This is a genomic window from Bradyrhizobium sp. Unk1 (genome assembly GCF_059512345.1).
The window spans coordinates 137,617-159,145 of the sequence record NZ_JCAMOP010000017.1 but is presented as its reverse complement, the minus strand read 5'-3'; the positions used below and the strand labels follow the sequence as shown (position 1 = coordinate 159,145).

The window sequence follows — 21,529 nt, the reverse complement described above, 5'->3', positions numbered from 1 at the left end:
GACGGCAGTCGAATCTGATCCCATCAGGCCTTGGCGCTGCTTCGATCAGCAGCCCCGGCAGACGCCGGAGATCTTGCGATCGACGTTGGCATCCTCTTGGTCGAGGAATTCCAGCGATCCCAAACCTGCCGAAGGCACGTCGGAGGCGTGGGGCTGGCGGTGACCGACCGGGGCCGTCCACGGCCTGGTGGTCGTTTCCTTTCCAGGCAGCGACGGGTGGAAGGGTTGCGCCGAAGCTGCGCCCATCGTCGATACGATCGTGACCACAATCAGCATCCTTGAGGTGATCATAGGTGTCTCCAAATGCATCCCGCCCTGCATGTGCGGTTCAGACATTCAGATTTGCATCGAGGACCTGCTATTCCCTGTCATCGCGCAGGCGTGATACCGCCGTGGTCGGGCCTTCCGGGACGACGTTGGTCAGACCGGCGCTTTCCTGCCGATCAGACCGAAGACGATCATGACGAGGCTGATGCCGCCGACAGCGCCCGAGATCTCTCCGACCGTGCGCATCAGGGCGGCAGGATCATTGGACCACGGCGTCATGTCCCGCATCGAGAGGAAGAACAGGACGGCGAGCACCAGCAGCACCGAGCCCGCGGCAATCAATCGCCAGTTTCGCTTTCGCATGACAGACACTCCCCCTTATCGCCCACGGATGGGCGGGGCGGTTCAGGACGCAGGGAGATAGTGTCGTCGAGCCCGGGTCGGGTTCAATCGAAACAGCGGGCTCTAGATCCAGCCGACAAATGTGACCCTCATCCCCGATTTGTTCGCGGCCGCTGGTGGGTGGCCAACAGACGTTTTGACTTTTTTGTGTTTTCAACGCTTTGACGGCTCGACCGTGTCGGCATGGACCAGTCTCGATCGTCCTTGGATCGACCCCGCACACGTCAGTGATGCCGTCACCTCGAAAATCGAACCAGGAGCTCATGTTCATGAGGATTACCGTCGAAACCACCGTCGCAGCCCCCATCGATCAGGTCTGGCGTGCCTATACGACACCTGCTGACATCGTGGAGTGGAACGCCCCGTCCGACGACTGGCATACGACCAAGGCGACGGTTGACCTGCGCGAAGGCGGGCTCTTCTCGTCGCGCATGGAGGCCAAGGACGGCAGCATGGGCTTTGACTTCGCCGGGACTTACACGACGATCGTCGAACACAAGCTGATCGAATATGCATTCGGCGATCGCAAGGCCGAAGTCGAGTTCGTGCCCGGGGCGAAGGGCGTCGTCGTCCGCGTCGTCTTCGATGCTGAAACGACGCACTCGGTCGAGCAGCAGCAGGGCGGCTGGCAGGCCATCCTCGACAAGTTCGCACAACACGTGCAGGCGAAGCAGAAGACGTCGTGAAGCCGTGCGGGGGCAGGAGATGGATGTCCCCGGCGGGCGTCGTCGGCTTTCCGCGCGGAGCATCTGACGGAAACTGAACAGTCAAGGAATAGCCGGCTTCGGGTGAGACCCCTCAGCCGGCGACCTCCGGTTTACACCGGGATCCGGACATGCCGCTGCGTTGCGCTCACCGACGCAACGGGCCAACAGGCGACGTCAAGCTGCTACGACGGCGCCACACCCCCCGCGCGCGTCTCTGGGGGCGCGCCACGCTTTAGGGGAAGCGGCTGGTCGCCAAGCAACACCCTCACCACCATGTCACGCGCATTGCCGGGATCAAGCGAGTGCTTTGCGATCAGGTCGCTACAGTCGGCGACGATCTGGTCGGCGTCCTGCAGGATCTTGAGCTCTTTGTAGCGATCGTGCCGATGCAGGCCCATGCTTTCGCCGACCACTTCAAGGATATTTACGATACGGAATGGCCAGTCGCGCTCGTGCGCGCACAGTTCGCGATGGTCGGAATGATAGACCGCGACCAGTGCATCGACACCTGCATCGCGCGCCGCCTCAAGCTCCATGAGTTGCAATTCGCGCTTGAAGTTTGGAAGCACGCCGACATCCACGCTCTGCAAACCCACCGCCGGCTGGTTCAGATCGATCAGTTCGATACCGGGTACCGCCGTCAAGATTTCAGCGGCGGCTTCCACGACGCCGGCCACGCCGGGATGCTTGTGCAGCGCGACCCGCATTTCGACCCTGCGCTGAAGGTGCGGCTTGAGCTGCGCCAGCCGGTCGTCGAGAAAGCGCATGAATGGGCTCATCTCGAACGGGCGCGACCCCTGCTGTCGCTCCACCGTTGGCAGGATGGTCTCCGTGTACTGGACGTAGCACGACGGGCACCAGGAGATCACATGCCCCGAGTTCGAGTGCGACAGCTTTTCCATCGTACTCGATCCCATGCGACCGGCCATCTCTGCGTCGCCAGACTTGAGCTGGAGAATGCCGCAACAATGGCTCGGTCCGCCCATCACCTGGTAACTGACGCCGAGCGCGTCCATGATATCGAGGGCAAGCAAGGCGATGTGCGGCGTCTTGAGCACATTGCAGCCGGTGTAAAACACGAAATCCGGCGTCTCAACGGGCGTGGCGACCGACGCCGAACTCTGACCCAGTCGTTCGAGCACGTCCGCGTCGAGTTGCAGGCGCGAAAGCACGTTCACACCACGACTGCCGTCGCGGTACTTCTCGACACCCCGCCGGCGCCGTTCGGCAAGCTCATTGTCCGACTTTGCGATGCCAAGCCGCGCCATGCTCAGCAGGAAGCGCGGATTGACGCCATAGGCGCACGCCTTGATGCATGCCCCGCTCCGCATGCAGGACTGCGCCCATTTGCGCGACGCTTCCGGGCCGTTGCCGGTACGGACCAGTTCGAGAATGCCGCCGATGATGTCTTCGGACTTTGTCGTCCTCGAGATGCCGGCCGGCTCGACACTCGGACAAGCCTCGACGCATTTCCCGCATCGCGTACAGGCGTCGAGCATGTTTCCGGCATATTCAGCCAGGGACGTCTCGAAGGGGACCTCGTTCATCGGCTGCATGACCAACTCCCAGGCCTGCTGGAGGATCAGCTATGTGCGGCACACGACAGCGCCGGAACCTAGCCCACAATTGGCGGGCTGTACACGAGCAGGCCGCAATCGGGATTTGTCGCCTTCGAGGCAACGCGTCTGCTACGCGCTGGGTGAGCCCGCTGTCGGTGTGCCCTTACTAACGGACCACCCGTGACCGACCTGGACTTCGTATTCGGGCCGACAGGCGACGTTCGTTGGCCGGCACGGCGACCGCCAGAGCAAGGCCGCTCTGCTGCCGGTCCCGGAAGGCCATCTCGGGAGATGGGGAAGATTATTTCTACCCGCCCTGCGGTAGCCCTAAGGCCCTCGTTGGATGTTGGCTCGCCTCTTGCGGCACGGACGCTCCGGCACCAGCTTTCACAGGTCAGGCAGGTACCGGCGGACGATGATTTCTGTTGTTGTCGGGTCACGACAACATGCCGGTGGACCGACGATCTCTACGTTGGAGGGTCGAACTATTTCGCCTCGCACGCCTCTGGCGCTTCTCATCATATCCCTGGGTGCGATCGCCGCGGTGTGGTGGTGGCTGGCCATACCGATCAACTTGGCGCGCGCACCGATCGATCCGAATGCCAAACTGCAATGCATATCCTACGCGCCCTTCCGCAACAACCAAACGTCGGAGTCGCCGACACCGGTGCCGCGGGACCAGATCGCGGAAGATCTCGCCCAACTTGCCAGGATAACCCACTGTATCCGTACCTATGCGACGGATCTTGGTCTCGATCAGATCCCCGAACTTGCGTCCACGGTGGGGCTGAAAGTCATTCAGGGAATTTGGCTCGATAGGGACCGACAGAAGAACGCGACGCAGATATCCACGGGCATACGCCTCGCCCGGCAATATCCGGAAACCATCACCGCACTCGTGGTCGGCAATGAGGTTCTGTTGCATCGGAAGATGACGCCTTCCGACCTTGCTGCCTTGATCCGCTCGGTCAAGGCACAAGTGCCGGTCCCCGTCACCTATTCCGACGTCTGGGAGTACTGGCTGCGCTATCGGGAGCTCGATGACGCGGTCGATTTCGTCACCGTTCATATCCTGCCATATTGGGAAAATGTCCCGGTCCCGGCGAAATCTGCCGCTGCTCACGTCGACGCCGTCCGAAAGCAGGTAGCGTCGGCGTTTCCGGGCAAGGAAATCCTGATTGGAGAAACAGGTTGGCCGAGCGAAGGGCGGATGCGCGATTCGGCGCTGCCATCGCGCACCAATCAGGCGCGAGTGATCTCTGAGGTCCTCGATCTTGCCCGGCGCGAGCATTTCCGCGTCAACCTGTTCGAGGCGTATGATGAATTGTGGAAGCATCAGTTCGAGGGCACCGTCGGCGGATCGTGGGGCTTATTCGATTCCGCGCAGCGCGCGCTGAAATATCCGCCCGGCATCCCCGTCAGCAATTATCCGCTCTGGAAACTGCAAATGAGCGGCGGAATGGCGCTCGCGATCCTGGTGTTCGGCGCTGCATGGCTGACCTCGCGCCGGAAGCTCTCGCCGCCCCGGCTCGTCTCATGGCTTGCGGTCGGAATATCGGCAACCACCGCCGGAGTCCTGTTTGGAGTGGCCGCTCAAAAGATGTTCTATGAAAGCAACGACGCGGGCAGCTGGCTTCTGTGGGGCGCACTTCTGGTGGCGGCAACTGCCTCGCCGCTGTTCGGCGCCAACGCCTTGATGTCCGGGCGCGCACCGCCCACATTTCTGGAATTGCTGGGTCCGAAGGACTACCGGACCCCATCGGGGCTGGCGATCATGCACGGATTGATCCTGATCGTAACCATCGTGATCGGCACGGCGACCGCGCTGGGCTTTATGTTCGACCCGCGCGAAAGGGATTTTCCCTTTGCGGCCCTCACTATGGCGGCGGTCCCTTTTGCGGCTATGACGCAGCTCAATCGCCCGAAGAAAGGAATCCGCCCCATGGCGGAAGCGATATTTGCCGGCGTATTCCTGGTGGCAGCCATCTATGCGGCGCTGAGCGAAGGACCGGCCAATTGGCAGTCGCTGTGGACTTGTGCCGCCTATATGCTGCTTGCGGTTACGCTGTGGCGGGCGCGCGCTTGAGAAAACCTGGCCGGCCGACTTCCGTTTTCGGTCAAAATGCGAAGAACTCGGAGTGCTCCTCAAAGTATGGGTGTCGAGCAGTAATACTGCCGTGAGCAAATCAAGTCCGCTCCGCCTCTGACAGGGGACCTCGGCAAGCCTCCCACAATTGTCGCGATGGGCCAACATCGGACTTCCCAAGAAGACATGACGCAAAGTGATTGCCAGCCGAAGCCGGGGCATCTCCGTTCCTCGGGCCAGAGATGCTACCCGCTGCTGACAGTATGCTGTCAGTAGCACAGCGATACAGTCCTCCCGAACTTATAGGGGGAGATAAAGCTGTGAAGTTTGCTTCAACACGCCTGATCTCCGCTGATATCGAGGCTCTCGTCAACCTCTACGAGGTTTGGGCCAGCGTTGGCGCGACCCTTCATCTCTGGCGGCAGCGTTATCGCGATCGCCGGGAACTCGCACGCTGGACCGAGCCCGACCTGCACGATATCCGCGTCTCCCGGAGCGACATCGCGCACGAGTTCGAAAAGCCGTTTTGGCGGGCCTAGCAACGGCAGCCGGGCCGGGTTAAGGGGATTCGAGGTTTAGCCGCCCCCATAAGGTACTGCCTGCACGTTCCCGAACCTGTTGAAGTTGTTCTCCGGATTATACCCGGAGTCGCGCAGGTTCTTGATGTACATGTCGCGGTCGTTGGAATTACCTGGGCCCACAGCATATGGGCTCAGCCCCCTCGACCCCTCGCTCGGCGACGGCGCAGGCGACGCGTGGCCATGATGGGTCCTCTGTGCGGCCAAAGCGCCAGAAGTAGAAATTGCGAGAATAGCAACGATGACAAGAATGCCTTTGGCCATAGATCAGCTCTTCGATAATCCACGGGACTGGCATGACCGGCACTCATCGGCCATGGTCGAGGGATGATTGCAATACCGTACCAGGGGCTCGCCCTGGCTCGCGTTTGACCATTGCGCCCTTCCGCCCAAGCAGGCGGCGCAAGCGCGGCAATCGCCAGTAGTCTGGTCTTTTCGTGGCTGGCGGTTTCTGATCACTATACGATGGGGACGACCGCTCCGTCTGGCAATACGAGGTCCTTCAAACTAGCGCGAGGACCAGTCGAGCCTAAGCCCAATGCCTGCGCGGCGAACGGGTGGTCCGGTCTGGGTCAAAATGCGAAGAACTCAGAGTGAGCAAAGTCAGTCCGCTCTACCCCAGCAAGCGGACCTCAATGAAAGGTGTCGCCACTTCGCTGATGGGTCAGAAGCGGACATTCCCGTTCGTAGCCTGAGTGTGCTAGCCTGAGGCACCATGCCCACACCTGCCGAAGCCGTAAGAACCTACATCTTGGCCAAGGACGGCAACCGACCGTTCTTGATGAGGCAGGCGTTCTCTGAAGACGTTGCACTCGAAATGGTGGTCAAGACCGACGCCATTTCGTTCCCCAACACGGCTTCCGGCTTGAACGCCGTGGAAGAAATTCTGGTGCGTCGTTTTGGGATCGAATACGAGAACATCTACACGTTCTGCCTGTCGCAGCCTTCCGAGACTGACCGAGCGCGCTTTCAGTGCCATTGGTTGGTGGGGATGTCCGCTAAGGCCAGCGGGCAACCGCTGCGCGTTGGGTGCGGGCGTTACGACTGGCATTTCAACGAGCACGGAAAAGTGGTGAGGCTGGTGATCACCATTGAAGTCATGAAAGTCTTATCGGGCGCCGAACTCGATGGCGTGATGCGCTGGCTATCTTCGCTTCCCTATCCGTGGTGCAGTCCGTCCCAGGCTCTCCTGTCATTTCCTCCGCAGAACGACCTGCGCGAGGTTGAAGCCTACTTGAGGCAGGTTCAGTAATCTTCGCGGTCGAACTACCATTGGCCAATAGGGGTTGACGTCCCGAAGTTGAAGCTTGCCGTATGTCGCCTTCGGGTCAATCGCGTATGCTATGGCCGCGTGCTGCTTTCTTCCGGTCTACCCCTGTGAACGGAAATCGTCAGACTGCACCGGCATGTCACCCGCGGGCCATAACCGGACCTGTTCACTCGATGACCTTGTCGGCACTGGCCGAGAGTGCAGGAGAGACGGAAAGGCCCAGCTGCCTGGCCGTCTTCAAGTTGATGGACAGATCGAATTTGGTCACTTGGTAGAATGGAATATCGCCAGCTTTTGCTCCGCGGAAAATTGCGTCGATGTTGTTGGCAGCGCGCTTATACAATTCGACTAGATCAAAGGAGTAGGCCATTAGGCCCCCGGCTTCGACGGATTCGGTGAACGCGAAAATCGCCGGAAGTCTCGCGTCGGTCAGCAACTTGGCGATCAAAGCGCTGTTTTGAAAAGTTTCAGGGGAGTCGACCACCATGACTGCATTTGCGCCTTCGCCGGAAAGGCTCGCTATCGCTGCCCGCCAGTCATTTTCTTGAGCACCAACATCCAGTAGCGACACCGCGATAGGTAGGCCAGCCTCCTGGGCCGCTGCGGGGATAGGCGAACCCTTGACGAGCCCGCTGTATTGGATGTGAAGAGCGAGCAAGCCAAGTTTTGATATTGAAGGAAAGATTTCGCGCAGCAGTGCAATTCGCTTTCCATGAATTGATGGACCGGCGTCGATGCTGGCTCCCGTGAAATTTCCGCCCGGGCGAGCCAGACTTTCGGCAATCCCCAGTCGAACGGGGTCGGCAGTTATTGTTACGATTGGAATACGCGATGTCAGTTTTTTGAAGATGAGTGCGCCAGGACCACCGAGGAGAATGACGTCCGGGTTGCTGCTAACGATTTCCATCGCCAAGGCCTCGAGGCCGGACGTGTTTTGCTCTCGTCCATAACTTTCGACTTTGAGGTTTTGTCCCTCGATCTGTCCCAACCGTCGCAGCTCGGCGAAGAGGGCTCGAGGATACCTTTTCCCGCTAAGCTCGTGCCAGTCCGCGCTCGGCTCTGACGGCACGAAAATAGCAAGACGTTTCTTCTTGGCGCTCTCCGCCGCCGCAGCCAGCCGCGGCAATGCTACCGCACCACAAACGGCACCGAGAAAAGCACGCCGCCTCATGTTCGCCCCCTAGCTAGAGTCTAGGTCAACGCATCTTAGCGTCTAAGAGGCGATACTGAAAATCAAAGGTGGCTCTGCGATGTCCGGGTTGGGTCAAAAGCGTCGGTTTGGCGCTCAGGGGCAAACTTCCGCTCTGCCGCCATCACCCGATATAGCTGCACCGCGTCAACGGAAGCGATGGGGCACGAGCGGAAGTGCCTAGCCGCTCCATATCGGCCGCCGTCGGTCATCTCTGAACGAACAGCTTACTTTTCTCTCGTCTCCGGCCTATTCTTGGCGTCGTTCTGCGATGAGCGTGTTTGCGATGAAATGAGGTCTATCGGGCGGAGAAGACGGCCGTGCGCTATCTCTTCGAGGATTACGCATTGGACACGGACCAGCGCGAGCTGCGCTGCGGAACCGAGCTGATTGCGACTGCGCCACAAACGTTTGACTTGCTCCTATACCTCATTCGCAACAGGGAGCGGGTTGTCAGCAAGGACGACCTCCTCGGTGCTGTCTGGAGTGGTCGCATCGTCTCGGATGCCGCGCTCACGACGCGCATGAATGCAGCTCGCAGCGCAATTGGCGACACGGGCGAGAAACAGCGCCTGATCAAGACGATGCCCCGCAAGGGTTTCCGCTTCGTTGGCGCGGTGCAGGAGGCGCAAAGGCCCATAACCGTCCCCCTTGGCGATGTGGCGCAGAACGATGATGCAGCACAGAGGTCGCTTTCACCACCTCGCCCTTCCATCGTTGTGTTGCCCTTCGTCAATCTCAGCAGCGCCCCCGAGCAGGACTACTTTGTCGATGGTGTAACCGGGAGCCTCACCACGGATTTGTCACGCATCAGTGGCTCATTTGTTATCGGCCAACACACCGCGTTCACCTACAAAGGCAAATCGGTCGATGTCAGGCAGATTGGTCGTGAGTTGAATGTTCGCTACGCGCTTGAAGGCTCGGTGCAGCGTTGTGATAATCGTCTCCGGGTGAATGTTCAATTGATCGACGCGACGACGGGCAATCATCTGTGGGCCGACCGCTTCGACAAGCCGTTCGCCGATCTGCTCGATATGCAGGACGAAATCGTAGCCAGGATTGCGCGGACCTTAGACAACCAGCTCATCGTGGCCGAGGCGCGTCGCGCGGCGAGAACGTTGAATCCCGATGCCATGGATCTCTATTTCCAAGGCCGCCATTCTTGCAATAGGGGGGTGACACTCGAGAATTTGACAGAAGCCCGCAATTCTTTTGAACGGGCTCTGGCGACTGATCCGCAAAATGTTGACGCCATGAGTTGGAGAGCGTTGGTCGAGACAGTGCTTGTCGCGGCGTTCTTGAAAGACAACGGGCCTCCGTATTTGGCAGCGGCAGAGACCATGGTGCTGGAGGCGCTCCGCCTCGCTCCGGACCATGCCTGGGCTCATTTCACCTTGGCCACGGTGCTCATCTATACGAACCGGACGGCCCAAGGCGTGGCTGAGTGCGAGCGAGCCTTGGCCCTGGATCGCAATTTGGCTGACGCTCACGAGATGATGGGTCAGGCCAAATTTTATATGGGTTGCGGTGCGGATACCGAGTTCCACGTCAACGAAGCACTGCGCCTTTCCCCTCGCGATATCTCCGCCTTCCGATGGATGAATACGGCGGGCTTTGCCAAGCTCCAGATCGCAGCAGACGCTGAAGCGGCCGCTTGGTGTGCCCGAGGAATCGAGGCCAACCGAAACTATCCGCTGCTGCATTTCGGGTACGCTGCAGCGCTCGCGCTTCTTGGGAGGCCGGACGAGGCGCAAGTGGCCGCCAAAACCGGACTTGCACTTGATCCAACATTTACGATCCGTCGCGTCAGAAACGTTCCAGTGCGCGGCGACGCGAATTTCGTTGCAGGAGCCAGGCGCTTGGTTAGGGGATTGTACATCGCCGGAGTACCGGAGGGGTGATGCCGGCGATGAGGCAAAAGGCGAAGAACTCAGAGTGAGCAAAGTCAGTCCGCTCCGCCCCACCAAGCGGACCTCAATGAAAGGTGTCGCCACTTCGCTGATGGGCCAGAACCGGACTTCCCGCGCGCCCCATGCTGGGTCCGCTTGGGCCAGAACCGAAAACGCGTTGCACGATACTTGAGATCAGTCCCGAAGCGACACTGCCGCTTAGGAAAGCGGGTGACTATTGAGTCTCCAAATACTCGACGTCATTTATTTGAGGCGACCATGCGTAACGCTTGGGTGGCCCAGCGCAGCCCAAGGCGGCAATCTCTTCGAAAGATATTGCCCCCAACGTCATCAGATGGTGGGTGGATTCTACTATATACTGCTTGTAGCACGGTCCCTGTTATATACCGTTCGTAGCACGGTCACTGGGCAGTATCATCCGAATAGTCGCTCATACGCTTGGCCCTAGGCACAGCTGCAATCATTTTTAAAGTTCGAAGCTGGCCGACGCATCGCAGTTCACTGGTCTAGGAGCGGGCTTGTAGACAAGGAGGCCTAACATGACTGCAATCTCCTCCTCACCCACCCGGCGAAGCCTCCTCGCAGGGTCAGCAGCAACTGGTGCCGTCAGCTTGCTTCCAATACATTTCGTCGCCGCACGCGCGCAATCGAAGCAAGGAGGGTCCCCGCTTGGTACGACCAAAGCCGACGCAATTCTTCCCTTCCGCATCAATGTCCGGGGTGAAGACCTCGCTAATCTCCGCCGGCGCCTCGCGTCCACGCGCTGGCCCACCAAAGAGCTCGTTGAGGATCGGTCGCAGGGTGTGCAGCTGGCGACGCTGCGAGCGCTCGCCCGCTACTGGTCGACTGAGTATGACTGGCGCAAGTGCGAGGCACGGCTGAACGCGCTGCCACAGTTCACGACCGTGATCGACGGGGTGAAGATCCATTTCATCCACGTCAAGTCCCGGCATGAGAACGCGCTGCCGCTGATCACGACGCACGGCTGGCCTGGCTCGGTCATCGAACTCCTCGATACCGTCGGTCCCCTGACTGACCCGACCAAGTATGGTGGCACTCCCGACGATGCATTTCACCTGGTGCTGCCGTCCTTGCCTGGCTACGGCTTCTCGGGTGAGCCGACCGAACTCGGCTGGGACACCGCCCGCATCGCGCGTGCGTGGGCGATGCTGATGGATCGCCTCGGCTACACGCGCTACGTCGCCCAGGGTGGCGACGTAGGAGCCGCAGTAACGGATGCGATGGGGCGCCAGGCACCCAAGGGACTTCTCGGCATCCACGTCAACTTGCTCGCGGGTGTGGCGGCAATGTCCGACAAGCTGCCCGCAGAATCCGAGAAGGAACGCGCGGCGCAGAAGGCAGCCGCGACGTTTAGGGCGAGTGGCTTTGGCTACTTCCTGGAGCAGTCGACGCGGCCACAGACGATCGGCTACTCCCTGCTGGATTCACCCCTCGGGCTCGCGAGCTGGATGCTCGACCATGACACGGACAGCTACTACAAGATTTCCCGAGCGTTCGTGGAGGGTATGCCCGCGGGCAGTCTCACCCGGGACAGCATCCTCGACAACATCACGCTGTACTGGCTGATGGGCACTGGGGCCTCGGCCGCACGGTGGTACTGGGAGGCCGGACAGGCCGCAATTCGTGCGGCCGGCAAGTCTCCTCCAGCGGTCGCGGTTCCCGTGGGATTTACGACGTTCCCCGGCGAAATCTTTGCTGCGCCCCGAAGTTGGGTCGAGATTATGTATCCCGGCCTCGCCTACTTCAGCGAGGTCGAACGTGGCGGACATTTCGCCGCCTGGGAGGAGCCGAAGCTGTTTTCAGATGAGGTATGCGCAGCCTTCCGATCATTGCGCAAATAACGGACCAGAGGCTCGACGCCGACGATGTTGAGCACGCGCGTCAGATTGTAGGTCAGCGCACACCGCGCCATCTCCGTGGCGACCTTCGGCAGCGTCTTGCACAGGAAGTTCGCCCGGCTAGGCGGCAGGAATGCATGTCTGCAGATTCTAACAGCGGACGTCCGGCTCAAGTCAACTGAAACAAGTTTGTTGCGGGGACTAGGGCGCGACGAAGTGAAGGGCAAAGGCAGCCGCGACACAGAGCGCGACGGCAATGGAGGCGGACCACCATTTAGCGGGGTAGCCACCGAATGTAATTCCAACCAAGGCTGCGCCTAACACCCATCTGATCAAGGCCACGGGGTTGCTCCGCGTCATATCCTATCAATATGCGCTTGGAGTCGCCCCGTTTCCAGCCCGTCCGGCTGCCATAATCAAACCGACCCACTACCCAAAAGCTGCCCTCAGCCGGTGCACTGCCCATCGTCAGCTTCGGGTCAAGCTCGGAAGTCGGCGGGTCCATGGTAGATGGTCTGCTCTGCCACTGTGAGCGGACATCACCGGATCCGCGGTTCAGGTCCGCGAAGGGCCCAACAGGCGACATCGCCTTACAGCACCCGATCATCTAGGATGTTTCAAACGCTGGACGGTCGGCGGCCACCCAAGGAATTGGCAGCTTGCGGTATCTGTTTGAGGAGTACACATTCGACACCAGCCTGCGCGAGCTGCGTCGCGGGGCCGAGGTCGTCTTCGTCGCGCCGCAGGTATTCGACGTGCTCGATTACCTGATCCGCAACAGGGAGCGCGTCGTTAGCAAAGACGACCTCATCAACGCCGTTTGGAACGGACGTATCGTTTCCGATTCCGCGCTGACAACCCGTCTGAATGCCGCTCGCAGCGCCATTGGCGACACGGGCGAGGAGCAGCGCCTGATCAAAACTTTGCCGCGCAAGGGCTTCCGCTTCATTGGTTCGGTCCAAGAAATGCGGGGGCCTGCAACCCACTTCGGCGTCCTGAGTGAGCACAGCCACAACCCGCCCACGTTAACTTCACCGCCTCGCCTTTCCATCGTTGTCTTGCCGTTCTCCAACCTGAGTGGCGATCAAGGGCAAGACTACTTCGTCGATGGTGTGACCGAGAGCCTGACCACGGACCTCTCCCGTATCAGCGGCTCGTTCGTCATTGGCCGACACACCGCGTTCACCTACAAGGGCAAGGCGGCTGACCTCAAACAAATCGGTCGCGAATTGAACGTTCGCTACGTGCTGGAAGGCTCTGTACAGCGCAGCAGCAATCGGCTTCGGGTCAACGTCCAACTTGTTGATACCGAAAGCGGTAATCACCTTTGGGCCGAACGCTTCGATAAGCCGATCGCCGATCTATTCGATATGCAAGACGAAATCGTGTCGCGGCTCGCCAATTCGCTGGACGCCCAACTCGTTGAGGCTGAGGCAAGACGGGCGGAACGTTCGCTACATCCCGACGCGATGGAGTTGTATTTCCAAGGCATGGCTTGCTTTAACAAGGGAAGGACCGCCGAATACACGACACGGGCGCGTGGCTTTTTTGAACGTGCCTTGGCGCTCGATCCCAAAAATGTCGAGGCGCTGGTCACCATGGCGGAGGTTGATGAAGCAACTGGTACCAGTTTTTTGGCCGATGACCGGGCCGCACGCTTCGCGGCGGCTGAGACGGCCTTGATCAAGGCTCTGTCGCTGGCTCCACAGCACGCGCGGGCCCACTGGCTCCTGGGACGCGTCAAGATGTTCACCAACCGCGCGGTCCAAGGCATTGCTGACTGCGAGCAGGCATTGGCGCTGGATCGAAACTTGGCCAACGCGCACGGGGAGATCGGTCACGCTAAGTATTTTCTTGGTCGCGGCGCGGAGACCGAGGCTCATGTCCAAGAGGCACTCCGCCTCAGTCCTCGCGATACGGACGCCTTTGTTTGGATGATGTTCGCGGGCCTCGCCAAGCTGCAGATAGGGGCCGACGACGAGGCGGTCGTGCGGTTTCTTCGCTCGGTCGAGATCAACCGAAATCATCCACGTACGCATTTCTTTCTCGCCGCCGCGCTGGCGCATCTCGGTCGGCTTGATGAGGCGCGGTCCGCGGTCCAAGCGGGGCTTACGCTTAATCCAAATTTCACCATCCGCCGCTTCCGCGCCGGCGCATTGGGTGACCATCCGACTTACCTCGCCGGGCGCGAGCGTACCTATGAGGGCCTGCGCATGGCCGGGGTGCCCAAGGGGTGATGTCCCAGATGGGTCAAGCTCGGAAGTCGGCGGGTCCATGGTAGATGGTCTGCTCTGCCACTGTGAGCGGACATCACCGGATCCGCGGTTCAGGTCCGCGAAGGGCCGATATTGTTGCAAAAGTCGATTTTCGCCGATGACCAATATTCTACGGGCCGTGGGCGCGAGTTTCGCGTACAAGATGCGAGGGACCTCACGGCCCAACGCAAAATTCACAGGCGACTTCGGTAACGCGATTGAGGTCATACGAATCAGCGATCGCTCGCTGCTTAGTATTTTCGCGAAAATTCTTGAGCCCTGCAACTTTCGACTTTTGCAACACAATCGGCCAAAAGCGGACTTCGAGGAGCAGTGCTTGGCAGGTCGGTTGACGGGCCAGAAGCCGACGCAAGCCGTCACCGACATGGCGCCTGGATATCGAATTCAGAGGTTGCCAACCGGTCGGCGGTCGAGATGGTGCGTCTTGATGGACGCCTGCTGCACACCCGCTGCCATGATGACATTCTGCCGGTGTTTTGCCCGACGGGTCAAATAGATTTCGTAAAATCGGAAAAGCCCAATGCCGACAAGGGCCCGGCTACTGTGCATGGGGTTGTTTTCGCGAATCTTGTTTGTCGGCCCCGGATATCCGGGCCGGGCCCCCGATCTCGTCGGGTCCGGAGTGGCCTGAGCATTCGCCTCAGCTGTCCACCTTCAGCGCGGCAATGAAGGCTTCCTGCGGGATGTCGACCTTGCCGAACTGCCGCATCTTCTTCTTGCCTTCCTTCTGCTTCTCCAGAAGTTTCCGCTTACGCGTGATGTCGCCGCCGTAGCACTTGGCGGTGACGTCCTTGCGCAGGGCGCGCACCGTCTCGCGCGCGATCACCTTGCCGCCGATCGCCGCCTGGATCGGGATCTGGAACATGTGCGGCGGGATCAGCTCCTTCATCTTCTCGACCATGGCGCGGCCGCGCCCCTCCGCGCGGGTGCGATGCACCAGCATCGACAGCGCATCGACCGGCTCGTTGTTGACCAGGATCTGCATCTTGACGAGATCGGCCACCTTGTAGTCGGTCAAGTGATAGTCGAACGAGGCGTAGCCTTTCGAGACTGATTTCAGGCGGTCGTAGAAGTCGAACACGACTTCGTTGAGCGGCAGATCGTACTTCACCATGGCGCGGGAGCCGACATAGGTCAGCTCCTTCTGCGCGCCGCGGCGGTCCTGGCACAGCTTCAAAACGCTGCCGAGATATTCGTCTGGAGTGAGGATGGTGGCCTCGATCCAGGGCTCCTCGATATCGGCGATCTTGACCACGTCGGGCATGTCGACGGGATTGTGGATCGAGATCTCCTGGCCGTCGGTCAGGTGCATCTTGTAGATCACGCTTGGCGCGGTCGCGATCAGGTTGAGGTCGAATTCGCGCGACAGCCGCTCCTGGATGATCTCGAGGTGCAACAGCCCGAGGAAGCCGCAGCGGAAGCCGAAGCCCAGCGCCGCCGAGGTTTCCATCTCGTAGGAGAAGCTCGCGTCGTTGAGGCGCAACTTGCCCATCGCCCCGCGCAGCGTTTCGAAGTCATTGGCGTCGGCCGGGAACAGGCCGCAGAACACCACCGGGATCGCCGGCTTGAAGCCCGGCAGCATTTCGGTGACGGGCTTCCTGTCGTCGGTGATGGTGTCGCCGACGCGGGTGTCGGCGACTTCCTTGATCGCCGCGGTGATGAAGCCGATCTCGCCGGGGCCGAGTTCGTCGACCTGCTCCATCTTCGGGGTGAAGAAGCCGACGCGCTCGACGTCATAGGCCGCGCCCGTGCCCATCATGCGGATGCGCTGGTTCTTCTTCATGACGCCGTCGACCACGCGGATCAGCACGACCACGCCGAGATAGACGTCGTACCAGCTGTCGACCAGCAGCGCCTTCAAGGTCGCGTCGCGGTCGCCCTTCGGCGGCGGCAGGCGGGTGACGATGGCTTCCAGCACGTCGGGGACGCCGAGGCCGGTCTTGGCCGAGATCATCACGGCGTCGGAGGCATCGATGCCGATGACGTCCTCGATCTGCTGCTTGATCTTCTCGGGTTCGGCCGCGGGAAGGTCGACCTTGTTCAGGACCGGGACGATCTCGTGATTGTTGTCGAGCGCCTGGTAGACGTTGGCGAGCGTCTGCGCTTCGACGCCCTGGCTGGCGTCGACCACCAGCAGGGAACCCTCGCAGGCCGCCAGCGACCGCGAGACTTCGTAGGCGAAGTCGACATGGCCGGGCGTGTCCATCAGGTTGAAGATGTAGTCCTTGCCGTCCTTGGCGTGGTAGGCGAGGCGCACCGTCTGCGCCTTGATGGTGATGCCGCGCTCGCGCTCGATGTCCATGGAATCGAGCACCTGCTCCTTGCCCGCCATTTCGCGGTCGGTGAGGCCGCCGGTCATCTGGATCAGGCGGTCGGCCAGCGTCGACTTGCCATGGTCGATATGGGCGACGATGGAGAAATTGCGGATGTTGGAAATGGGGACGGTCGTCATGGGCGCGGGATACCACTCACATCCCCGTGCGGCAACCATATTGCTGTATTTTCAGGGCCTTTCTTCACGCCAAGCTGATTCCACGAGGGCCCAAAACGCGCTACGCAACGGCCCATGTCCAGGCTCATGTCCACGACCTCGATCCCCTCCGCCCGAACACGCGTAAAAGCCCGGGTGAGCTTTAACCGCTTCCGGGCCTGGCTGGTCGCCTGCGCGATCCGCCCCGAAGCGCGGCTCTGGCTGGTGATCCAGCTCGCCATCCTGCATGCGGTGATCTGGACCTTCATCCTGATCAATCTCAAGGCAGCGCAGGACGTTCACATGGACGTCGCAGAAGCCTATGGCTGGGGCCAGCAATTCCTCTGGGGCTACGGCAAGCACCCGCCGCTGTCGGGCTGGGTCGCCGGCCTCTGGTTCAAGGTGTTCCCGGCGGCGGACTGGGCGACCTATGCGCTGGCGATGGCGACCGTCGGCGTCGGCATGGTGATCTGCTGGCTGCTGAGCTTGCGCGTCGTGGACGCGCGGCGCGCGTTCCTGGTCGTGGTGATGGTCGCGCTCTACCCGATCTTCAATTTCAAGGGTTTCAAGTACAACCCCGACCTGCTCCAGCTCGTCACGCTGCCGCTGCTCGTGCTCGCCTATCTCAACGCCTTCGAGAAGCGGACCTGGCAATCCGGCATCTGGTTCGGGCTCGCCGGCGCGCTGGCGCTGATGACCAAATACTGGGTGCTGACCATGATCGGCGCCATCGGCCTTGCCGCGCTGATCCATCCCGACCGGCTGCGATTCCTGCTGTCGCCGGCGCCGTGGGTGGCGATTGCGACGATGGCCGTGGCGATGATCCCGCACATCGTCTGGCTTGCGGGCGTGCATTTCGTGCCGCTGACCTATGCCGGCGATACCTACAGCCTCGATGACAGCCGCCAGGTCCATCAACTCGTGGCTGGCTACGCCCTGCATAATTTCGCGCTGCTGGCGCTGCCGGTGGCGCTGGCCGCGCTCGCAATGGCGCTGGTGCCGCATTGGTTCACCCTGCTGCTGCGCGCACCGATACGCATCGTCACGCGCGCCTGGGGGCGCGGCGCCAACGCGAGCGTCAATGTTGCGCAGGCGTTGAACGTCTGGATCATCCAGATCATCGTCGCGATCGGCCCGCCGCTCGGCGCGCTGGCCTTCAGCATCTACATGAAGACCGATTGGGGCATCTCGCTGTTCTTCCTGGTGCCCTTGGCGCTGGTCGCGATTCCGGCGCTGCGGGTGCAGAGTGCGGCCCTGTTCAACATCGCCGCGATCTGGCTCGTGCTCAGTGTCGCCACGCTCGCCGCCTCGCCCTGGATCGCCGCGCGCGAGATGGCGGCCAATGCCGGCAACACGGCGACCTACGGCGCGCGCTCGGAGCTGGCGCATGAATTGACGCAGGCCTGGCACACGCGTTTCGGCTCGCGTTGGGCGGTCGTCGCCGGCACCATGGAGTCGATCCAGCCGATGGTGTTCTACAGCCCGGATCATCCGGCCGCGCTGATGCCGCTCGAAGCCTGGGATTCCGGGCTGACGTCGCGCGACGATGCCAGGAAATACGGCTTCATCGGCGTGTTCGATCCAACCGATGGCCGCCTGCCGGCGTTCGAGAAATGGGTCGCGGAGATCGCGCCGAACGCTGAGCGCATCGTGATGACGACGCGCCGCTTCACCCACGGCAAGGCCGGCCCGGCGATGAGCTGGAACATCTACATCGCGCCGCCGGCGAAGTGACCGAGGATTAAATCCCTTCCTCGTTGAACTTGCTTTCAACGAGCTCGGTGATCGCCGCAAGCGCGGCTTCCGCTTCGGTGCCGGCGGCGGCGACCGTGATCGTCGTGCCGGGACCCGCGGCGAGCATCATCAGGCCCATGATCGAGGTGCCGCCGACGGTCTCGCCGCCGCGCGTCACCCACACCTGCGCGTCGAAGCGCTCGACCGCCTGCACGAACTTCGCGGAAGCCCGCGCATGCAGGCCGCGCTTGTTGATGATCAGGAGCTCCTTGGAGATCGCGCCCGCGGGCACGCCCGTCCCGGCTTGCGGCGCGTCGTCGCTCATTTGCCGGCGAGCACGCGGCTGGCAATGGTGACGTATTTGCGGCCCGCTTCCTGGGCCATCGCGATCGCGTCGGGCAGCGGACGCTCCTCGCGCACCTTGGCAAGCTTCACCAGCATGGGGAGGTTGATGCCCGCGAGCACCTCGACCTTCGGCCGGCTCATGCAGGATATTGCAAGGTTGGACGGCGTGCCGCCGAACATGTCGGTGAGGATCGCAACGCCGTCGCCGGAATCGACGCGGTTGACCGCCTCGATGATGTCGCTTCGGCAGAGATCGGAATCATCTTCGGCACCGATCGTGATCGCTTCGATTTGCTTTTGTGGGCCCATGACATGTTCAAGCGCTGCCTTGAATTCGTCGGCAAGGCGCCCGTGGGTCACAAGTACTAGACCAATCATCGGAAAACTCCTCGCGGGCGCTTTTGGTGCACCGCACGAACGCGCCACTTTGACCATCCAGAGCCCCCGCGCAAGAGGGGATGTTGCGTATCTCCCTGAATCTAGACGGATGGATGAGGGGAGCTGCGCCGGTCTATTCGGTCGCGATAGTGGGGTTCATATGGTTACCATTTCCCTTCAAACAATCGCCTGAAGGGTTAACGGAAGATGAACTCTTGGTAGTGGTCAAGGCCGCAACAACCAAAGGGAGGGGCGAATAGTCGCGCCCGACGGGGATTCGCGGTATTTCGACACCAGAAATGCTTGTTTTCAGCGATTCCGCCGCAGGCAGGCGTTCCGCGTCGGCGGCGTCCAGATCGACCACGAGACCGACGGTCGCATGCTCCACGAAGTCGCAGCGGCGGATTCCCAGTCCCCGAATCTCGATCAGGCCGGCCAACAGCGGCGCGGGGCGGACTTCAATTTCATCGCCGACTGTCGCCAGATGGACACGGTCATCGCCGACCAGAACGGCTCTTTCGACCACGCCGGCGCGCCCCGCCATGATCAAATCGAAGGCAAGGCGCGACTTGCCGGAGCCTGAGGGTCCGCGGATCAGCACCGCCAGAGTCCCGACCTTGACTGCGGAGGCGTGAACGCTGGGGCCACCGCCGCTCATAGCGCCGGCAGCCGCACCACGAAACGCGCGCCGACAACCGTAGGCGCGCCGTCCTCGTCCGCCGGGCCCGGGCGGTTCTCGGCCCAGATGCGTCCGCCATGGGCATCGACGATCTGCTTGGAGATCGACAGGCCGAGGCCGGAGTTCTGGCCAAAGCCCTGGTGCGGACGGTCGGTGTAGAAGCGCTCGAAGATGCGCTCCAGCGCGTCGTCGCGGATGCCGGGGCCGTCGTCGTCGACCACGATCTCGATCTCGGAGCGGACGCGGCGGCAGGTGAGGCGCACCTTGCTGCCGGGCTCGGAGAACGACTGCGCGTTGGAGAGCAGGTTGGAGACCACCTGCCCGAGCCGTGAATCGTGGCCCGTCACGGAGAACGCGTCGGTCGCGCTGCGGCCCTCGTAGCGGGTCTCGACCGCGACGTCATGGCCGAGCTTGGTTTCATTGGCGACCGATACGAGCGTCGTCAGCAGGCGGCGCAGGTCGACCCGGACCGCATCCTGGCGCTGCAATTCGGCGTCGAGCCGGCTGGCGTCGGAGATGTCGGAGATGAGGCGGTCGAGCCGCTTGACGTCATGCTCGATCACCTCGAGCAGGCGCGCGCGGCTGGTCTCGTTGCGCGCCAGCGGCAGCGTCTCGACCGCGGAGCGCAGCGAGGTCAGCGGGTTCTTCAGTTCATGCGCGACATCGGCGGCGAACATCTCGATCGCCTCGATGCGGCTGTAGAGCGCGCTGGTCATGTCGCGCAGGGCGCCGGAAAGGTGACCGATTTCGTCGCGGCGCCGGGTGAAGTCGGGAATCTCGATGCGCGCCTTGATACGGCGGCGGACACGCTCGGCGCTGTCGGCGAGCCGGCGCACCGGACCTGCGATCGTGCTGGCGAGCAGCAGCGACAGCATGATCATGACCGCGGCAGCGACGCCGCCGACCTTCAGGATCGCCAGGCGCTCGGCGGTGACCATCTGGTCGATGTCGTCGCCCTGCGTCGACAGCATCAGGGCGCCGTGGATGGCGCGCGAGCGCAGCACGGGGACTGCGACCGATACAATCACCTCGCCGCGCGAATTGACCCGCACCATCGAACGTTTCTGGCCCTGGAGCGCGTCGCCCACTTCCGCGTAGCCATTGCCGTTCTCGCGCCCGAGCTCGCGATACAGCGGCAGGTCACCGCGGTTGATCCAGAGGCGCACCGAGGTCAGGCCGCGCTCGATCACGCCGGGCTTCTGCGATGGCGGCGGCAACGGGAAGATCAGCACGTTCTCGAGGTCGCGGCTGTCGAGCAGCACCGTCCCGTTCGGATCGAATATCCGCGCGCGGGTCTTGGTCGGCGAGATCAGCGTGCGCAGCACGGGGGCGACGCGCTCTGGGCTGATCGGGAAGTTCAGCGCCGAATAATCGTCGGATTCGCCATAGCTGTCGCCGAGCTTCAGATCGAGCAGGCGGTCAGGATCGACCGTGATCGCGTTGGTCTGCACGGTCGCCGAGGCTCCGATGGCACCGGCGATGATCTCGGCCTGCACCAGCAGACTCTGCGCACGCGCGTCGATCAGGCCGGCGCGGAACTGCGAGAGATAGAGAATGCTCGCGACCAGCGCGACGAGGCCGGCGAGGTTGAGCGAGACGATGCGGCGGGTCAGGCTCGAGAAGGAGAGCGCGAAGAAATACTGACCGGCGCGCGTCAGCCAGGAGAACGGTCGCCAGCCTTGCGCGGACGGCTTGTCGTCGGCGACGTGCTCCGAAACGCCGTCGGATGCGACATCCCCGGCGTTCTGGTTCTCGTCAGGCTGCGTTCGGTCAAGCAATGCTTACGCCCGCGTTAGGACATCTCGTGCGAAGGGTCCCCG

Annotated in this window: 17 protein-coding genes and 1 pseudogene; 8 read left to right on the top strand and 10 right to left on the bottom strand. The window is 61.7% G+C overall.

Features of this window, described 5'->3' with window-relative positions:
• Positions 1-45: 45 nt before the first annotated feature.
• Positions 46-336, bottom strand: coding sequence for a hypothetical protein (locus AC5ZFO_RS23010; RefSeq protein ID WP_282520380.1), 291 nt, complete (start codon positions 334-336; stop codon positions 46-48).
• 84 nt (positions 337-420) lie between these two features.
• Positions 421-630, bottom strand: coding sequence for a hypothetical protein (locus AC5ZFO_RS23005; protein WP_282520381.1), 210 nt, complete (start codon positions 628-630; stop codon positions 421-423).
• Between the two features lie 308 nt (positions 631-938).
• On the opposite strand from AC5ZFO_RS23005, the gene AC5ZFO_RS23000 reads away from it, so the two are divergent.
• Positions 939-1,355 carry an SRPBCC family protein gene (locus AC5ZFO_RS23000; RefSeq protein ID WP_282520382.1) on the top strand — a complete coding sequence of 139 codons (417 nt, stop codon included), beginning with the start codon at positions 939-941 and terminating at the stop codon, positions 1,353-1,355.
• A 203-nt stretch (positions 1,356-1,558) separates the two neighbouring features.
• On the opposite strand, the gene AC5ZFO_RS22995 is transcribed toward AC5ZFO_RS23000, so the two are convergent.
• Positions 1,559-2,644, bottom strand: coding sequence for a heterodisulfide reductase-related iron-sulfur binding cluster (locus tag AC5ZFO_RS22995; protein ID WP_496122581.1), 1,086 nt, complete (start codon positions 2,642-2,644; stop codon positions 1,559-1,561).
• Between the two features lie 33 nt (positions 2,645-2,677).
• Positions 2,678-2,875, bottom strand: a pseudogene (locus tag AC5ZFO_RS22990) (4Fe-4S dicluster domain-containing protein); the annotation flags it as partial.
• A gap of 475 nt (positions 2,876-3,350) precedes the next feature.
• Between AC5ZFO_RS22990 and AC5ZFO_RS22985 the strand changes: the two are divergent.
• The 3 genes from AC5ZFO_RS22985 to AC5ZFO_RS22975 all read left to right on the top strand — a co-directional run bounded on the left by AC5ZFO_RS22985 (position 3,351) and on the right by AC5ZFO_RS22975 (position 6,851).
• On the top strand, positions 3,351-5,021 hold the full coding sequence (locus AC5ZFO_RS22985; RefSeq protein WP_282520384.1) for a glycoside hydrolase family 17 protein: 1,671 nt from the start codon (positions 3,351-3,353) through the stop codon (positions 5,019-5,021).
• Between the two features lie 320 nt (positions 5,022-5,341).
• Positions 5,342-5,560 carry a DUF1127 domain-containing protein gene (locus tag AC5ZFO_RS22980; RefSeq protein ID WP_404979739.1) on the top strand — a complete coding sequence of 73 codons (219 nt, stop codon included), beginning with the start codon at positions 5,342-5,344 and terminating at the stop codon, positions 5,558-5,560.
• A 754-nt stretch (positions 5,561-6,314) separates the two neighbouring features.
• Positions 6,315-6,851, top strand: coding sequence for a hypothetical protein (locus AC5ZFO_RS22975; protein ID WP_282520385.1), 537 nt, complete (start codon positions 6,315-6,317; stop codon positions 6,849-6,851).
• Between the two features lie 184 nt (positions 6,852-7,035).
• On the opposite strand, the gene AC5ZFO_RS22970 is transcribed toward AC5ZFO_RS22975, so the two are convergent.
• The gene (locus AC5ZFO_RS22970) at positions 7,036-8,040 is read right to left on the bottom strand and encodes an ABC transporter substrate-binding protein (protein WP_496122573.1); all 1,005 of its coding nucleotides are present in this window, start codon (positions 8,038-8,040) and stop codon (positions 7,036-7,038) included.
• Between the two features lie 338 nt (positions 8,041-8,378).
• Here AC5ZFO_RS22970 and AC5ZFO_RS22965 point away from each other — a divergent pair, with 338 nt between their 5' ends.
• From AC5ZFO_RS22965 to AC5ZFO_RS22955, 3 genes are all read left to right on the top strand, one after another.
• A complete protein-coding gene (locus AC5ZFO_RS22965) occupies positions 8,379-9,959 on the top strand; it encodes a winged helix-turn-helix domain-containing tetratricopeptide repeat protein (protein ID WP_496122572.1) in 1,581 nt (526 codons plus the stop codon).
• Between the two features lie 548 nt (positions 9,960-10,507).
• Positions 10,508-11,830 (top strand): epoxide hydrolase family protein, encoded by a 1,323-nt coding sequence (locus tag AC5ZFO_RS22960; protein WP_496122571.1) that lies wholly within the window; start codon positions 10,508-10,510, stop codon positions 11,828-11,830.
• Between the two features lie 656 nt (positions 11,831-12,486).
• Positions 12,487-14,064, top strand: a complete 1,578-nt coding sequence (locus AC5ZFO_RS22955; RefSeq protein WP_282520389.1) for a winged helix-turn-helix domain-containing tetratricopeptide repeat protein — start codon at positions 12,487-12,489, stop codon at positions 14,062-14,064.
• A 679-nt stretch (positions 14,065-14,743) separates the two neighbouring features.
• On the opposite strand, the gene lepA is transcribed toward AC5ZFO_RS22955, so the two are convergent.
• Positions 14,744-16,555 carry a translation elongation factor 4 gene (gene lepA, locus AC5ZFO_RS22950; RefSeq protein ID WP_071916919.1) on the bottom strand — a complete coding sequence of 604 codons (1,812 nt, stop codon included), beginning with the start codon at positions 16,553-16,555 and terminating at the stop codon, positions 14,744-14,746.
• Between the two features lie 126 nt (positions 16,556-16,681).
• Here lepA and AC5ZFO_RS22945 point away from each other — a divergent pair, with 126 nt between their 5' ends.
• On the top strand, positions 16,682-18,307 hold the full coding sequence (locus AC5ZFO_RS22945) for a glycosyltransferase family 39 protein (protein WP_368860659.1): 1,626 nt from the start codon (positions 16,682-16,684) through the stop codon (positions 18,305-18,307).
• Between the two features lie 7 nt (positions 18,308-18,314).
• Here the strand turns inward: AC5ZFO_RS22945 and AC5ZFO_RS22940 are convergent, their stop codons facing one another.
• From AC5ZFO_RS22940 to AC5ZFO_RS22925, 4 genes are all read right to left on the bottom strand, one after another.
• Positions 18,315-18,632, bottom strand: coding sequence for an HPr family phosphocarrier protein (locus tag AC5ZFO_RS22940; protein ID WP_014498546.1), 318 nt, complete (start codon positions 18,630-18,632; stop codon positions 18,315-18,317).
• Entirely contained in the window at positions 18,629-19,030 is a 402-nt protein-coding gene (locus tag AC5ZFO_RS22935; RefSeq protein ID WP_007597752.1) for a PTS sugar transporter subunit IIA, read from the bottom strand. Before AC5ZFO_RS22935 ends, AC5ZFO_RS22940 begins: the two co-directional genes overlap by 4 nt.
• A 133-nt stretch (positions 19,031-19,163) precedes the next feature.
• The gene (locus tag AC5ZFO_RS22930) at positions 19,164-19,688 is read right to left on the bottom strand and encodes an HPr kinase/phosphorylase (RefSeq protein WP_282520391.1); all 525 of its coding nucleotides are present in this window, start codon (positions 19,686-19,688) and stop codon (positions 19,164-19,166) included.
• Positions 19,685-21,487 (bottom strand): sensor histidine kinase, encoded by a 1,803-nt coding sequence (locus AC5ZFO_RS22925; RefSeq protein ID WP_282520392.1) that lies wholly within the window; start codon positions 21,485-21,487, stop codon positions 19,685-19,687. The genes AC5ZFO_RS22930 and AC5ZFO_RS22925 overlap by 4 nt, the downstream gene beginning before the upstream one ends.
• Positions 21,488-21,529: the final 42 nt, after the last annotated feature.

Coding starts and splice junctions, on each gene's coding strand:
- AC5ZFO_RS22970 (WP_496122573.1), bottom strand. CDS start 8,040: ATGAGGCGGCGTGCTTTTCTCGGTGCCGTTTGTGGTGCGGTAGCATTG.
- lepA (WP_071916919.1), bottom strand. CDS start 16,555: ATGACGACCGTCCCCATTTCCAACATCCGCAATTTCTCCATCGTCGCC.
- AC5ZFO_RS22975 (WP_282520385.1), top strand. CDS start 6,315: ATGCCCACACCTGCCGAAGCCGTAAGAACCTACATCTTGGCCAAGGAC.
- AC5ZFO_RS22935 (WP_007597752.1), bottom strand. CDS start 19,030: ATGATTGGTCTAGTACTTGTGACCCACGGGCGCCTTGCCGACGAATTC.
- AC5ZFO_RS22940 (WP_014498546.1), bottom strand. CDS start 18,632: ATGAGCGACGACGCGCCGCAAGCCGGGACGGGCGTGCCCGCGGGCGCG.
- AC5ZFO_RS22985 (WP_282520384.1), top strand. CDS start 3,351: ATGATTTCTGTTGTTGTCGGGTCACGACAACATGCCGGTGGACCGACG.
- AC5ZFO_RS22995 (WP_496122581.1), bottom strand. CDS start 2,644: ATGGCGCGGCTTGGCATCGCAAAGTCGGACAATGAGCTTGCCGAACGG.
- AC5ZFO_RS22960 (WP_496122571.1), top strand. CDS start 10,508: ATGACTGCAATCTCCTCCTCACCCACCCGGCGAAGCCTCCTCGCAGGG.
- AC5ZFO_RS22930 (WP_282520391.1), bottom strand. CDS start 19,688: ATGAGCGGCGGTGGCCCCAGCGTTCACGCCTCCGCAGTCAAGGTCGGG.
- AC5ZFO_RS22945 (WP_368860659.1), top strand. CDS start 16,682: ATGTCCACGACCTCGATCCCCTCCGCCCGAACACGCGTAAAAGCCCGG.
- AC5ZFO_RS23000 (WP_282520382.1), top strand. CDS start 939: ATGAGGATTACCGTCGAAACCACCGTCGCAGCCCCCATCGATCAGGTC.
- AC5ZFO_RS23010 (WP_282520380.1), bottom strand. CDS start 336: ATGTCTGAACCGCACATGCAGGGCGGGATGCATTTGGAGACACCTATG.
- AC5ZFO_RS23005 (WP_282520381.1), bottom strand. CDS start 630: ATGCGAAAGCGAAACTGGCGATTGATTGCCGCGGGCTCGGTGCTGCTG.